This is a genomic window from Micromonospora pallida (genome assembly GCF_900090325.1).
Taxonomy (GTDB): domain Bacteria; phylum Actinomycetota; class Actinomycetes; order Mycobacteriales; family Micromonosporaceae; genus Micromonospora; species Micromonospora pallida.
The window spans coordinates 6442363-6456448 of the sequence record NZ_FMHW01000002.1 but is presented as its reverse complement, the minus strand read 5'-3'; the positions used below and the strand labels follow the sequence as shown (position 1 = coordinate 6456448).

The window sequence follows — 14086 nt, the reverse complement described above, 5'->3', positions numbered from 1 at the left end:
GTGGACGTTACCCCGGACCCCGATCTTGTCGCCGACCGCGCGACCGCGTCGACGGGCACCGCCGCGTCGATCACCCTGGACGGGATCGGCAAGCGCTACCCCGACGGCACCGAGGCGGTGCGTGACCTGAGCCTCCAGGTACGGGCCGGCGAACTCGTGGTGCTGATCGGCCCGTCGGGCTGCGGGAAGTCGACCGTGCTCCGGATGATCAACCGCCTGATCGAGCCAACCTCCGGCCGGGTCCTGCTCGGCGACGACGACGTCACCCGGGTCGACCCGGTGACACTGCGCCGCCGGATCGGCTACGTCATCCAGAACGTCGGCCTCTTCCCGCACCAGACCGTACGCGCCAACGTCGCCACCGTGCCCCGGCTGCTCGGCTGGTCGAAGGAGCGCAGCCGCCACCGGGTCGACGAGTTGCTCGAGCTGGTCGGGCTCGACCCGGCGCAGTTCGGTCGCCGGTACCCGCACGAACTCTCCGGCGGGCAACGGCAACGGGTCGGCGTGGCCCGAGCGCTGGCCGCCGACCCGGTGGTGCTGCTCATGGACGAACCGTTCTCCGCCGTGGACCCGATCGTGCGGACCCGGTTGCAGGAGGAGTTCCTCCGGCTACAGGCCGAGGTACGCAAGACCATCGTGCTGGTCACCCACGACCTGGACGAGGCGGTCCGGCTCGGCGACCGGATCGCGGTGCTCTCCGAGGGCGGCCGGCTGGAACAGTTCGACACGCCGGCCGCGGTGCTCGGCGAGCCGGCGTCGGAGTTCGTCCGCGACTTCGTCGGGGCCGACCGGGGCATCCGCCGGCTGGCGGTCACCCCGGTCACCCGCGCGACGCTGCGTCCGCTGACCGGCGACGACGGCGCGGACCTGCCCCGGGTCCGGTTGGGCGGCTCGGCGTACGACGCGCTGGCTGTCCTGCTGACCTCGGCCGCCGACCGGGCGGTCGTGGTCGACGACGGCGAACCGGTCGGCGTGCTGAGCCGGCGACAACTGCTGGATCTGGGCGGACCGGAGAACTGACCGGCTGCTCGCGCTGGGGCCGGCCGCTTCCTACCTGGGAGCGGCGGTCCGGTCAGGGCCAGCCGCATTCCTGGCCTGGGAGGTCAGGCCAGCCGCATTCCTGGCCTGGAAGCGGCGGGTCGGTCAGGCCCGGCCGCCGAGGCTGGCGACGCCGATGATCCAGCCGGCGAAGAAGCCGTACGCGGCACCGGTGCCGGCCGACTGGACAGCGGCGAAGAGTGACGACTCGGCCCCGAGCAGGGCACTGAGCAGCGCGGCAAAGCCAGCCGCGAAGACGTACGCGCCCCAACCGGAGAAGAGTTGGCTGAGCAGGCCGGCGGCCGGGGCGGACTGCGGTCCGGGCAGCAGGTAGAGCAGGACGGCGGCGAGAACCACCAGCAACAGGGCACGCAGCCCGTCGGTGAAAAGCGTCTCCATCGGACGGTCCGAGTCGAACCGCCAGCTCGGCCAGGCGAGCAGGCGCAGGAACCAGCCGGCCGCCGAGTTCGGGTCGGTGTTCGCCTCGGCCCACCCGGTGTAGCCGGGGCTGCCGCCGACACCGACCAGGACGAGCACGGCGAGGGTGCCGGTGCCCGTCGCGGTGCTACGACGGCGGTCGACCCCGCCTCGGCTGGTCAGCGACATGCCCCGACCAGTTCCCGGCCAGCCGAGGCGGCCAAACCTGAGGGCGATCCGCTTCACCGTACGAATCGGTTCAGTGCTTCATCAGGTAGTCGATGAAGGCGGCCCGCAGCAACGGCGCGGATTCCTCGTAGCCATGGCCGGTCAGCTCCCGCCACAGCGCCGCCGCCTCGTCGATGGTCGGCCCGACCGAGTTGGGCGCGCCGTCGAGCACCGCCGCCTCGTCGGCGTTGGGCAGGTGCCGCAGGACGGACCAGAAGAACTTGACGTCCCGGCGTTCCCTGGCCAGGGCGAACGCCTGCTCACGAAGCTCCTCGGTGGAGAGCGCGTCCAGTTCGGCGAAGGAGCGACCGTCCGAGCCCGGGGACGATGATTCGGTCATGCGGCGAGCCTAACCGGCGAGATCGGTATCGGCCCGTCGAGTCGGCTCACCGGCGGTCGTCACCGCGCCACCGGTCCCGCTCGCCGTCTTCACGCCACCGGTCCTGCCCACCGTCATCACCGCGCCACCGGTCCTGCTCGCCGTCTTCGCGCCACCGGTCCCGCCCGCCGCCGTCCCAGCGCCCCCACGGGTCGACCGGGTCCTCCGGGGAGTTGGCCGGCAACGCCGGCGGCCAGGTGTCGTACGTGCCGGCGCCCGGCAGCGCCCAGCCCGAGGAGATCGTCGAGTCGCCGGAACCGGGATCGGACGCCTCGACGGCGGCCGGACGTGGCCGCCCGTACGTCTCGACCAGGCGGGTGACGACCAGGCCGACGGCGAGCGCCGTTCCGGCGACCGCCCAGCGACTGAGCTCGTACCCGGCGGCCCTGACGTAGGTGAGGAAGAGCCCGACCAGGACCACCGCCAGCAGCGTTCCGCTGACCCCGCCGCGCCGGCCGAAGGCGCTCGTCCCGCCGAGCAGAGCAATGCCGATCCCGAGCGCCGTCCAGTCCAGAGCGGGGTAGGGGACGATCTGGTCGACGCCGTTCGCGGCGAGCAGCACACCCGCCAGCGTCGCCATCACCGTGGAGCCGATCAGCGCGCCGGCAGTGACCACGGCGGCCACCGGCCCGCGCCGCAGCGCCGGGTCCCGGACCGGCCGGATCCGTCCCACCAGGCCGCGCACCGGCCGGATCGCGCCGAACAGACCACCGAGGACGGCGACCGCCAGGAATCCCGCGAAAAGGTGGTAGGCGTGCGGGGTTGGGTCGTAGTCGGCCTGCACCAGCACCGGCACCTGCCGGCGCTGGACGTACCCCACCACCGCGGCTGCGGCGGCCAGGCTGGCCGCCCAGGCGGGCACGTGCAGCAGCACCACGAACATCGCCACGACCAGACCGCCCACGGCCGCCGTCACCACGGCCGGGACGATCGCCTCGGTCATCCCCCGGTCGCCCTGCTCGGCGAAGTGCAGGGCGGCGGCGACCGCCACCGGACCGATCGCCAGGTTCGGGGCGGCGGTACGCAGGCTCAGCCCGGCTGCGAGCGCGAGCAGACCGAGCCCGACCACGCCGACGAGGAGTGCCCGCAGCCCGTCGCCGCGCAGGGCCTGCGGCTCCTGGAGCCAGAGCAGCAGGCCGAGGACGCCCACCGCGACGGCGAGGGTGGCCTCCCAGGCCACGTGCACGGCGACCCGGTCGGGGCCGTACTCGGCCGGAGTCGGCGGTTCGGCGACGACGGCTGTGGCCGGTCCGGACTGGTCCCGATCGACGGACTCACCCCGGCCCGGCTCGTCGTACCCCATTGACGCACGCCTCCCACGGTGGCCGACCGGTCCAGCCCGGCGCAGAACGGAGTGCGTGGACCGGCGTCGGCCTTGGCTACCCGGTCGCAGGCACCGTACCCGCGCCCGGGCGAAGACGTAACCCCGTGATCAATGGATGTGCCGGTTCTCCCGGTCGTCGGGCTCGCGTTCGTCGTCCGGCCGCTCGGGCACCCGGCACGAACGTTCCAGCCAGAGAGCCGCCGCGACCAGTGCCAACGAGGCGGCCAGTCCGGCCAGGGCGGCCGGTCGGTCCTCGGCCGCCGCGCGGGTGCGCTCGACGAAGAGCCAACCGGAAAGTCCGGCGTAGAAACCGGCGAAGATCGCGCCGGCCAGCGCGGACGCCTTCGCCAGCACGACGAACCGGGCGACCATGAGCGGGTTCACCGGGTCCCGGCCCGGCCGGCGCTCGATCCGGCCCCGGGTGTTGACCGCCGCGTACCCCTCCAGCACGGCGAGCCCGGCCAGGGTGATCACCGGCAGCCAGGGCAGGTCCGGCATGGCGCCGTAGGCGACGCTGATCAGCAACCAGGCCAGCGCGGCGGCGGCGAGACCGGCCACCACCAACGTGGCGGGACGGGTCGGGCCCAACCGGTCACGGTCGGGCCGCGGACCACGGGGCGACGGGGACTGCGGCTGGGTCATGCCGCCCGGCTCCGATGGGTCATGCCGTCGACTCTAACCTCAGTTCCGGCCGGGCACGCAGTTCCAAGGTGTCCCCGGCGACCGGCTCCGCGGTCAGCAGGTCGGTCAGCCAGCCGTGCCCCGGCAGCCGCCCATAGGGCTGGATGTCGATCCACGGACGCAGCACGAAGGCGCGTTGGTGGGCGCGGGGGTGAGGCAGGGTCAGCTCCGGGTCGTCGCTGAGCACCGGCTCGTCCGCGTCGTCCCAGACGGCCACCACGTCCACGTCCAGGGTGCGGGGTCCGAACCGGCGTCCCGGGTCGCGGACCCGCCCGGCCGCCTGCTCGGCGTCCCGGGCCCGGTCCAGCCAGTCCCGCGCCGTGGCGGCCGGATCCTCCGCCAGCAGCACCGCGTTCAGGTACGCCGGCTGGTCGGTGTCACCCCAGGGCGGCGTCTCGTAGACCCCGGAGACCACCCGGACCGCGTCGCCGAGGCACGCCACCCCCGTACGCAGGTGGGCCAGCCGGTCGCCGAGGTTGCTGCCCAGCGAGAGCACAGCCCGGGTCACCGGGCACGCGTCCGGGTCATGGTCACTGCCACGTCGGTGAAGGCGTGCGGTACCGGCGCCTCGGGCTTGTGCACGGTCACCGTGGCGGTGGTGACCCGGTCGTCGGCCAGACAGACGTCGAGCAGCCGGTCGGCCAGGGTCTCGATCAGGTTGACCGGCTCCCCGGTCACCACGGCGACCAGCCGGCCGGCCAGTTCGCCGTAGTGGACGGTGTCGGTGACCGCGTCGGAACGGGCCGCCGGGGTGAGGTCGAGTTCGAGGACCGCGTCGACCACGAAGTCCTGCCCCTGTTCCCGCTCGAAGTCGTAGACCCCGTGCCGGCCACGGGCCCGCAGCCCGGTCAGCGTGATCCGGTCGCTCATGCCGCTCCCTCTTCCCGGTCGGCACCGCGTCCACGCTCCGCGCCGGTGTTGATTTCCGGTCCACGGTCCACACCGGCGTCCGCCTCTGGCCCGCGCTCCCCGCCGGTGCTGACATCGGGCCCACGCTCCGCGCCGGTGTGGGCGTCCGGCCCGTGCTCGGGCGTCGGTGCGGCCAGTCGGGGCCGGCCGCTGGCCCGCCAGACGGCCAGCGCGTCGGTGGTGCCGCGGACGTCGTGCACCCGTACCCCCCAGGCGCCTGCGGCCACCGCGAGGACGCTGGTGGCGATGGTCGCCGCCGCCCGGCCGTCGGTGGGTCGCGGTGCGCCGTCCGGCCCGGCGAGCAGCCGACCGAGGTACGACTTCCGGCTCGCCCCGAACAGCAGCGGAAAACCGAGGGTCAGCAGTTCGGACAGGCGGGCGGTGAGTTCCCAGTTGTGGGCGGCCGTCTTGGCGAAGCCGAGACCGGGGTCGACGATGATCCGGTCCGCCGCCACCCCGGCCCGCAGCGCCGCCTCGACGCGCTGGGTCAACTCGGCCCGTACGTCAGCGACCACGTCGGTGTAGGTGGCCAGGTCACGCATGTCCCGGGAGTGGCCGCGCCAGTGCATCAGCACCCAGGGGCAGCCGGCGTCGCGGACCACTCGCGCCATGTCCGGATCGGCCAGGCCACCGGAGACGTCGTTGACCACGGCCGCCCCGGCAGCCAGCACGGCCTCGGCCACCCGGGCCCGGGTGGTGTCGATGCTGACCGGCACCCCGGCGGCGGCGAGTTCCCGGACGACCGGCAGCACCCGGGCCGTCTCGGTCTCGGCGTCGATCCGATCCGCGCCGGGACGGGTCGACTCGCCACCCACGTCGACCAGATGGGCGCCGGTGGCGTGCAGCCACACGCCGTGTCGGACGGCGGCGTCGACGTCGGCGTACCGGCCACCGTCGGAGAAGGAGTCGGGCGTGACGTTCAGGACGCCCATCACCACCGGGACATCCGCCCCTACCAGATCGGTCACCGCTGCACCGTACCCGCCACGCCGAGGGGCTGGGGTGGGTCGGGGTCGGTTGTCCGCGCCCCTGACAAGGCAATTGGAACAGGTGTACGATCGGTCGCCGGGGGCGAAGCGGGCATACTCTTCGCCGCTTGTTCCAAAGAGGGGCGGCCCGTACGCTTTGGAATTGCTTCGGCACTGAGGCGACCGAAGCCCGGAGGGAGGACCAAAGCGGGGAAATCCGCCCAAAGCCTGCCACCTAGCGTGGTGGGGCGCGAACGCAGCGTCAGTGACGACGCGCCCGAAACGCACCGTCCGTCAGGTTCACCCGAGTAGCGCAAGCGGCTTCGCCGGCCGCGCCCATGGGGAGGTTTTCAGTGATCGCCACAGAGTTCGTGGACACGGTGTCGACAGCTGTCGCCCCGATGCTCCACGCCCTGGCGTCGACCCCGCTCGCCGAGCCGGCCCCCAAGGGGATCAACACCGATGGTGTCGTCTCCTTCTTCGCCAGCAAGATCGCGCCCATCCTGCTCGCCGTGCTGGGCGTCATCTTCATCGGCCGGGCCAGCCGGGGTGAGATCTCGAAGGTGCTGACCAGCTCGGCCATCGCCATCGTCGGGCTCGCCTTCATCGCCGGCGCCGCCACGCTCTTCTTCGTCGGTGACTACCTGATCGAACTGATCTTCGAATAGGCGCGGGCACGAGATGCGGCTGCGCACCGACGACGACATCTACCGGGCCCGTCTGGTCTACCTGGGCCCGCCGGGGTACACCCTCCCCGTTCACCTGCCGTACGCGCAGTACGGCCTGTTCATGCTGCTCGTCCCCCTCTACATGTTCATCCACTGGTTGTTCACGCTGAAGGTCGAGCTCTTCCCTGCCTGGGAGATCGCGCTCGCCATCGTGACGACCTCGTTCATCTTCCGGTACGTCGACCCGGACCGGCCGGCGCGCATGGTGATCCGCACCGCGCTGACCGACTGGCGACGTACCCGGGAGCCGGCGGCCGAACTACGCGACCCACGCCTGGTCGGCAGCCGGATCAGGATCCGGGAGGAGCTGGCATGACCGGGCGTACGCCGATCGGACGGTCGAGTGATCCGGGTGAGGCGATCGAATGAGCCGCTCGTCGACGCCGGGGCAGTCGTACCCGGCCGGACATCAGGCCGCCCCGCACGGTCACCGTGCGCGCTCGCTCGACTACCCCCAGGACGACCCGGTCGACGAGGTGAGCCTCGACCCGGCGCTGGCTACCAGCCCTGGTCAGGGGAGCATCGGCGTCTTCCAGGCACCCCGACCGGCCCGTGGCCGGCCGGCCCCGTCGGGCGAGGAGTCCGCGCCGCCGCGTTCCGCGCCGGAGAGTCCGGACATCGACTCACCCTTCCTCGACCTCTTCGGGGGCACCCGACCGGGGGTCACCCGGCAGCCCCTGACGCCACTGCGGCGGCCCGGACGCGACCCGCTGCCGATTCCGCACCAGCCATCCGCTCCGCCCGTCGAGCCGGCAGCGCCCCGGGCTGCCACGCCGGCCGTGGAGCAGCCTCGGCCGGTGCCGGCACCAGCCCCCCGGGCCGTCCCGGTCGACCCGCCGCCCGTACCGGCACCGCCACCGGCCGCGCCGGCACCCGAGCCCCGACCGGCGGCCCCGCTGCCGGCGCTGGCCGAACCTGAGCCGCCCGTGGTGCTGCCGCGCGTGCCGGAACAGCCGGCCGAACGCCTGCCCATGGCCCGCCCGCCGGCGGAACCGGCCCCAGCCGCCGCGCCGCTGGACCAGGCCGGCCGAGACACCCCGCCGAGCCACCGCCGGGTCCCGCCCCGGCAGCGTTCCGCCGAGGGTCGACGGGAGAAGCGCGAGAAGTCGGTCAAGCCCACCAAGCCGACCCGGATCCGACCGCCGAAGATCAAGTTCGGGGACCGGGATCCCTCCGTCGAGCTGGCCATCACCGAGATCGCCGGGCACCTGACCTTCACCCCGAACACGGTCACCGCCTGGTACTGGCTCCCCGAGGTGCGCTGGGCGTTCCGTCCCGACGCCGAACGGGAGGCCCTGCTCTCGGCGATCTCCGAGCAGTACGCCGGCCTGGCCGGATTCCGGCTGCACCTGCGCCGCACCACCCGGCCGTTCCCGGCCGACGAGTGGGCCCGCACCATCGACTCGTACACGCCGAACCCGCTGGCGGACGTGCCGGGCACCCCGGCCTGGGCCGACCACCTCGTCGCCGCGCAGCGGCACCTGCTCTCGGTCAACCACGCCGAGGGACAGACCTACCTCGGGGTCACCTTCGCCCGCCGCTCGCTGGGCGACTCGATGACCGAACGCCTGCTGCGCGCCTTCGGCCGGGGCACCGCCGACGGCGAACGACGCAAGCTCGGCCGGACGGTGGAGCAGTTCGACGAGGTGCTCGGCGCGTTCGGCATGCGCGGCCGGCGGGTCACCTCTCAGGAACTGGAGTGGCTGCTCTACCGCTCGGTGGCGCTCTGCATGGCACCGCCGGGGGCGCTCTCCCCGGTGACCAACGGGCGCTGGGAACGGGGCGACCTGCTCGCCCTGACCGAGCAGGTCGAACGGTACCGCACCCCGTACGGCTCCACGGTCAAGCTGGTCAACCGGATGACCGGCGAGGAGCGGCACGTCGCGGTGCTCGCGGTCGGCCGGATGGAACCGCTGGAGATCCCCGAGAAGCACGAACCGTGGCTGCACTTCCACGAGCGGCTGCCCTGGCCGATGGAAATCTCCACCCGGGTCGACATCCTCGGCTCCGGCGATTCCTTCCGTAACCTGGAACACCGGCTCCGGATGATCCGCTCGCAGCAGCTCGACTACGCCGAGCACGGCATCGACGCCCCGCCGGAGCTGGAACGCCTCGCCAAGCGGGCGCTGGTGATCGGCGACGAGATGACCACTGGTCTGCCGGTGGACTCGGCCCGGGCGCACGGCTGGCACCGGATCGCCGTCGGCGGCCGGACCAGGGAGGAATGCCTGGAACGGGCCCGCCGCCTGATCCAGCTCTACTCGCGCGAGCTGCGCATCTCGCTCCAGCACCCGAAGAACCAGGACTGGCTGGCCCGGGAGTTCATCCCCGGCGAGCCGATCGCCAACACCGGATACGTCCGTCGGATGCCGGTCAACCTCCTCGCCGCCGCTCTGCCACAGGCCGCCTCCACCGTCGGCGACCGGCGGGGCGACCTGATCGGACGGACCGCCGGCACCTGCCGCCGCCCGGTCTTCCTCGACATGCACTTCCCGATGGAGGTGCGGGAACGCTCCGGTCTGGCCGTCTTCGTCGCCGAGCCGGGTGGTGGCAAGTCGACCCTGCTGGGTGCCCTCGGCTATCTCGCCGCCCGACGGGGCGTCCAGGTGACCCTGCTCGACCCGTCCGGCCCGCTGGCCCGCCTGTGCCAGATGCCCGAGCTGCGGCCGTACTCCCGGGTGCTGAACCTGACCGGCTCCGAGCACGGCACACTCGCGCCGTACTCGCTGATCCCGACGCCGCTGCGGACCGAGTTCGCCAGCGGGGCGGCGGGTGACCGGGAGTTCGAGATCGCGGTTTCCAACGCCCGGGCCGAACGGCGCATGCTGGTGCAGGACATCTGCATGATGCTGGTGCCGCCGCAGGTCGCCCGGGAGGCGTCCACCGCCACCCTGTTCCGGCACGCGGTCCGCCAGGTGCCGGCCGAGGAGACCTCCACCCTGGACGACGTGGTCGCCTGCCTCGGGCAGCTCGACGACGACGCCGGCAAGGAACTGGCCAACCTCCTGCTGGACACCGCCGAGATGCCGCTGGCGCTGCTCTTCTTCGGCCGTCCGCCGGAGGGCCTGCTCGGCGCGGACGCGGCCCTCACCGTGATCACCATGGCCGGGCTGCGCCTGCCCGACCTGAAGATCGAGCGGGAGTACTGGTCGGCCGAGGAGTCGTTGGCCCTGCCGATGTTGCACACCGCCCACCGGCTCGCGGTCCGCCGCTGCTACGGCGGCTCGATGTCGTCGCGGAAGCTCGTCGGCCTGGACGAGGCCCACTTCATGGAGGGCTGGCGCTCCGGTCGGTCCTTCCTGGTCCGGCTGGCCCGCGACTCCCGGAAATGGAACCTCGCTGCGCTGGTCGCCTCGCAGAATCCACGCGACATCCTCGGGCTGGACGTGCAGAACCTCGTCTCCACGGTCTTCGTCGGCCGGATCGCCGAGGACGCCGAGATCGCCTCCGAGGCGCTCCGACTGCTCCGGGTGCCGGTCGACGACGGCTACGAGGCAACCCTGGCCTCCCTGTCGGCAGCCGACGCGTCGTCGGCCGCCCGACTCGGTTTCCGGGAGTTCGTCATGCGAGACGTCGACGGCCGGGTGCAGAAGGTCCGGGTGGACGTCTCGTACGTCGACGGCCTGCTGGAACACCTCGACACCACCCCGACGGCGGTCGCCACGAACGCCGCGAACCTACCGAGCATCCTCTCGGACCTGGAGGCGTGACATGGTGGCGAGGGCCCCGGCACGGATCGCGGCACTCCTCCTCGCCGTCGGCGTACTCGCGGTGGCCACAATCGTCTGGCCCGCGGTCGGTGCGGCGGCGGCTCCACCCCCGACAACCCAGGCACGGGCCGAACTCTGCACCGCGCAGGAGTGGCAGGCCGACTTCCGCGCCTGCGTAGCGAAGCTCGACAACATCAGCGAGGACGCGGTCAAGTGCCGCAACGCGCCGACACCCGGTGCACCAGACTCGGGGCTGGCCGGCTGGTTCGCCGCCCGACCGGACTCCGCCAAGCAACCCGGTCCGAAGGGGCTCTACAGCGACTACGGGTACGCCGGTTACAGCTTCAACACGTACGACATCGACACCGGCTGCGCGTCGTCCGTGATCCACCCGGAATACCGGTTCACCACGATGGTCGCGAACGGCGAATTCATGGTGGCCAACGCCATCATCGGCGCCTCGAACGCCCTGCGCGAACGGGCCTGGGAGCCTCGGTCGATGTGGGGCTGGGCGGACCCGTTGGTGGACCAGGCCACCAAGGCCGTCTACCAGAAGGTGTTCAGCGTCTTCGGCATCATCACCCTGTGCGTCGTCGGGCTCTACCTGCTCTGGCGCTCCCGACAGTCGGACATGAGCAACGCGATGACCACGGCCGGTTGGGCGCTGCTGGTGATGGTCGCGGTGACCGCGCTGGCTGCCTGGCCGGTGAAGTCGGCAAACCTCGCCGACGGCACCCTGGTCACCACACTGGGTGTGGTGCACGACGCGGTCGGCCCCGCTGCGAAGGACATTCCCCCTGACAAGTGCGTCCTACCCAACCCCGCCGCTTGCAAGGACAATCGTCCGCCAGCAGTTCGGGCCAGCGACACGGCCACCGAGTCGATGCTCTACCGCAACTGGCTGCGCGGGGTGCTCGGCTCCGCGGACAGCGAGACCGCAACGAAGTACGGGCGGGCCCTCTACGACGCGAAGTCGCTCTCCTGGGAGGAAGCTGAGAGTCTCCGGGAGAACCCGGCGACACGGGACGTCATTATCGACATCAAGCAACAGCAGTGGGCCCGGGTCGCCGAGCAGATCAAGAAGGAGGACCCGGAGGCGTACGAATACCTCCAGGGCGTCCGCGACATGGACCGGGTCGGCGCGGGCTTCATCGCCGTGCTCGCCGCCGTCCTCTTCGCCATGTTCGACCTGACCGCCTCCCTGCTGGTCCTCCTCGGCTTCCTGATCTTCCGGTGGGCGGTGATCGCGGCACCGATCCTCGGCACCATCGGCCTGATGCGCCCGGCCAGCGCTGGCCTGCGCCGGCTCGGGAACGCGGTCGTCGCAGCGGTGTTCAACGTCGCCATCTTCGGTACCGGCGCGGCTATCTACCTGTTCGCGGTCGACCTGATCATGAATACACCCACCCTCCCGGGTTGGCTCCAGGTGGTGCTGGTCTGGCTCTGCGGTGTGGTCGGTTGGCTACTGCTGCGGCCGTACCGCCGGATCACCCAACTCGGCGGGAAAGACGGCCGCGAGGCGGGCGGGGCGGGCGGCTCCTGGCACCGACGGTTCTTCCGGGACATGCGGACGGCTGCCCGGCTCGAGGAGGCTGAAGCCGGCGAACGGGCGACGTCGACGCCGGGTCGGAAACGGGGCGCAACGGTCGAACAGACCCGGCTCCGGCCGGAGTCACGTCGGGAAGATCCGGCACAGACCGCGGCGCGTGCCGAGAGCCGGACAATCGCCGAGGCGGAACCCCGGCAACGTCCGGACGGTCGCGAACATGTGGACGAGACGACCGTCCAGGACGAGCCACGTCGTACCGGTCGGTCCGCCGCGCCACCGAGGCCCCGCCGGCAGCCGGCAACCTGGACGGAGCCGGACGCACCGGAGGAGAACTCGTCCTTCGTGCTCTACCGTCCCGGTTCACGGGAGCGGACCCCCGCTCCCACCCCGCAGGCACCCCGGGTGCGCACCGAGGCGAGGTGAGGACGTGCGACGGGCAATCGAGTTCCTTCTCACCCGAGTGCTCCGGTCCCGACTCGGCGTGGCCTTGGGCATCGCCGTCCTGGTCTTCGGGGTCATCGGAGCGGCGCGGCTGGTCTCCGGCCCGGCCGACCCGTCCGCCGGGCTCAGCAATCGGCCGGACCGCCCGGTCACCACGGTCGACCCGAACTCGGGGGACGACGGTGCCATCTCCACGGCCGCACCGCCGTCCCCGGTCACCCGCCCGGGCACGCCCAAGCCGGAGCAGGTCGTGGACACCTTCGTGCGGGCTTGGCTCGGTGGGAGTGGCATGACCAGCGAGGAGTGGCTGGCGACGATCCGGCCACTCGCCACACCCGTTCTGGTCGAGAAGATGGCCGGGGCGGACCCGGCCGGAGTGCCGGCGGAACGGACCACCGGTCCCGCCACTCTCCGGCCACGAACCGAGTCGTTCGTCGAGGCGCTCGTCCCACTGGACACCGGTGAGCTGCGGCTGGAACTCGTGGCACCGGAGGGACGCTGGCTGGTTGACGTGGTGGACTGGGAGCGGGCATGAGCGACACGACCCGAAAGACCTCGCCGCGCCGGCAGGTACGGGTGGGGGCACTGGCAGCGGCACTGACCGCGGCGCTTGCCCTGCTCTGCTGCACGGGCGGCGCCGGCGCCTTCCTCCTCACCGAACTGGGTGGCGATACCGGCGATCCGGTGAACGCGAACTCGCTGACCTGCGGACCAGACCACAAGGTCAACGTGACTGGTGACATGCCCCGGTTCACCGAGTACGGCGAGCGTCAACTCCGGAACGCCGCCATCATCATCAAGGTCGGGCAAGACATGAAGCTGCCCCCACGAGCCTGGGTGATCGCCGTCGCCACCGCAATGCAGGAGTCCGGGCTGCGTAATCTCGCGAACCCCACGGTCGCCGGATCGCAGCGGATCCCGAACGAGGGGATCGGCTGGGACCACGACTCCCTCGGACTGTTCCAGCAGCGCGCCGGGTGGGGCTCGGTCGAGCAGCGCTTGGATCCCGCCTACGCGGCCCGAAAGTTCTACGAGAAGCTGGTCAAGGTCGACAACTGGGAGAAGCTTCCGCTGACCGTGGCCGCGCAGCGGGTGCAGATCAGCGCCTTCCCCGACGCCTACGCCAAGCACGAGGAACTGGCTAGCCGAATCGTGGACGCACTGGCGGGCGGAGCCGCCCGGACGGTACAGATCTCCGGAAGGAAGGTCTGCGACGCGGCTGCTGGCGGCGAGATCGCCGCATCAGGTTGGACAGCGCCCATCCCTGGGGGGGTCGGGTCGGGATTCCGCACGGCGGACCGCCCCAAGCACAACGGCGTGGACATCGCCGCCCCCAAGGGAACCAAGATCCGCGCTGCCGCTAGCGGCCGGGTGTTAGTCGCCAGGTGTGACCCGGACAACCGGGGGCGGCTCAGCTGCGACGTGGACGGCTGGCCGAACAAGGGCGGCTGTGGCTGGTTCGTCGACATGCTGCACGCGGGTGGTTACATCACCCGCTACTGCCACATGGTCGAGAAACCACGCGTCGTCCCCGGTCAGACGGTCAAGGCGGGTGAGGTCATCGGTGAGGTGGGCAGCAGCGGCAACTCCTCCGGCCCGCACCTGCACTTCGAGGTGCACCTCAACGAGGACCGCACCAGTCGCGGCGCCGTCAACCCGGTGCCCTTCATGAAGGAGCGAGGTGCCCCGCTGAAGGGCGCCGCGTAACACGTCC

At 72.0% G+C, this 14086-nt stretch carries 14 protein-coding genes; 7 read left to right on the top strand and 7 right to left on the bottom strand.

Going from position 1 to position 14086, the window contains the following annotated elements; genetic code table 11:
* Positions 1-1020, top strand: coding sequence for an ABC transporter ATP-binding protein (locus GA0074692_RS27295; protein ID WP_091649246.1), 1020 nt, complete (start codon positions 1-3; stop codon positions 1018-1020).
* A gap of 123 nt (positions 1021-1143) precedes the next feature.
* On the opposite strand, the gene GA0074692_RS27290 is transcribed toward GA0074692_RS27295, so the two are convergent.
* From GA0074692_RS27290 to folP, 7 genes are all read right to left on the bottom strand, one after another.
* A complete protein-coding gene (locus GA0074692_RS27290) occupies positions 1144-1644 on the bottom strand; it encodes a hypothetical protein (RefSeq protein ID WP_091649243.1) in 501 nt (166 codons plus the stop codon).
* Positions 1645-1714: 70 nt separating this feature from the next.
* Positions 1715-2023: a hypothetical protein gene (locus tag GA0074692_RS27285; RefSeq protein WP_091649240.1), complete on the bottom strand. Its 309-nt coding sequence runs from the start codon at positions 2021-2023 to the stop codon at positions 1715-1717.
* Between the two features lie 46 nt (positions 2024-2069).
* Positions 2070-3365 (bottom strand): ABC transporter permease, encoded by a 1296-nt coding sequence (locus tag GA0074692_RS27280; RefSeq protein ID WP_176738604.1) that lies wholly within the window; start codon positions 3363-3365, stop codon positions 2070-2072.
* 129 nt (positions 3366-3494) lie between these two features.
* Positions 3495-4028, bottom strand: coding sequence for a DUF3180 domain-containing protein (locus GA0074692_RS27275; protein ID WP_091649237.1), 534 nt, complete (start codon positions 4026-4028; stop codon positions 3495-3497).
* A gap of 19 nt (positions 4029-4047) precedes the next feature.
* On the bottom strand, positions 4048-4575 hold the full coding sequence (folK, locus tag GA0074692_RS27270) for a 2-amino-4-hydroxy-6-hydroxymethyldihydropteridine diphosphokinase (RefSeq protein ID WP_091649234.1): 528 nt from the start codon (positions 4573-4575) through the stop codon (positions 4048-4050).
* Complete coding sequence (folB, locus tag GA0074692_RS27265) at positions 4572-4937, bottom strand: dihydroneopterin aldolase (protein ID WP_091649230.1); 366 nt, start codon at positions 4935-4937, stop codon at positions 4572-4574. The genes folK and folB overlap by 4 nt, the downstream gene beginning before the upstream one ends.
* A complete protein-coding gene (gene folP, locus GA0074692_RS27260; RefSeq protein WP_091649227.1) occupies positions 4934-5944 on the bottom strand; it encodes a dihydropteroate synthase in 1011 nt (336 codons plus the stop codon). Before folP ends, folB begins: the two co-directional genes overlap by 4 nt.
* A gap of 401 nt (positions 5945-6345) precedes the next feature.
* Between folP and GA0074692_RS27255 the strand changes: the two genes are divergently transcribed.
* The 6 genes from GA0074692_RS27255 to GA0074692_RS27230 are packed head-to-tail and all read left to right on the top strand — an operon-like array spanning position 6346 to position 14079.
* Entirely contained in the window at positions 6346-6612 is a 267-nt protein-coding gene (locus GA0074692_RS27255; RefSeq protein ID WP_425413403.1) for a hypothetical protein, read from the top strand.
* Positions 6613-6625: 13 nt separating this feature from the next.
* Positions 6626-6988: a hypothetical protein gene (locus GA0074692_RS27250; RefSeq protein WP_091649219.1), complete on the top strand. Its 363-nt coding sequence runs from the start codon at positions 6626-6628 to the stop codon at positions 6986-6988.
* A gap of 49 nt (positions 6989-7037) precedes the next feature.
* Positions 7038-10382 (top strand): ATP-binding protein, encoded by a 3345-nt coding sequence (locus GA0074692_RS27245; RefSeq protein WP_091649216.1) that lies wholly within the window; start codon positions 7038-7040, stop codon positions 10380-10382.
* Between the two features lie 4 nt (positions 10383-10386).
* Entirely contained in the window at positions 10387-12354 is a 1968-nt protein-coding gene (locus GA0074692_RS27240; protein WP_091654168.1) for a hypothetical protein, read from the top strand.
* 4 nt (positions 12355-12358) lie between these two features.
* A complete protein-coding gene (locus tag GA0074692_RS27235; RefSeq protein ID WP_091649211.1) occupies positions 12359-12907 on the top strand; it encodes a hypothetical protein in 549 nt (182 codons plus the stop codon).
* Positions 12904-14079 (top strand): M23 family metallopeptidase, encoded by a 1176-nt coding sequence (locus GA0074692_RS27230; protein WP_091649205.1) that lies wholly within the window; start codon positions 12904-12906, stop codon positions 14077-14079. The genes GA0074692_RS27235 and GA0074692_RS27230 overlap by 4 nt, the downstream gene beginning before the upstream one ends.
* Positions 14080-14086 lie beyond the last annotated feature (7 nt).

Coding starts and splice junctions, on each gene's coding strand:
- GA0074692_RS27290 (WP_091649243.1), bottom strand. CDS start 1,644: ATGTCGCTGACCAGCCGAGGCGGGGTCGACCGCCGTCGTAGCACCGCG.
- GA0074692_RS27285 (WP_091649240.1), bottom strand. CDS start 2,023: ATGACCGAATCATCGTCCCCGGGCTCGGACGGTCGCTCCTTCGCCGAA.
- GA0074692_RS27280 (WP_176738604.1), bottom strand. CDS start 3,365: ATGGGGTACGACGAGCCGGGCCGGGGTGAGTCCGTCGATCGGGACCAG.
- GA0074692_RS27275 (WP_091649237.1), bottom strand. CDS start 4,028: ATGACCCAGCCGCAGTCCCCGTCGCCCCGTGGTCCGCGGCCCGACCGT.
- folB (WP_091649230.1), bottom strand. CDS start 4,937: ATGAGCGACCGGATCACGCTGACCGGGCTGCGGGCCCGTGGCCGGCAC.
- GA0074692_RS27255 (WP_425413403.1), top strand. CDS start 6,346: ATGCTCCACGCCCTGGCGTCGACCCCGCTCGCCGAGCCGGCCCCCAAG.
- GA0074692_RS27250 (WP_091649219.1), top strand. CDS start 6,626: ATGCGGCTGCGCACCGACGACGACATCTACCGGGCCCGTCTGGTCTAC.
- GA0074692_RS27245 (WP_091649216.1), top strand. CDS start 7,038: ATGAGCCGCTCGTCGACGCCGGGGCAGTCGTACCCGGCCGGACATCAG.
- GA0074692_RS27230 (WP_091649205.1), top strand. CDS start 12,904: ATGAGCGACACGACCCGAAAGACCTCGCCGCGCCGGCAGGTACGGGTG.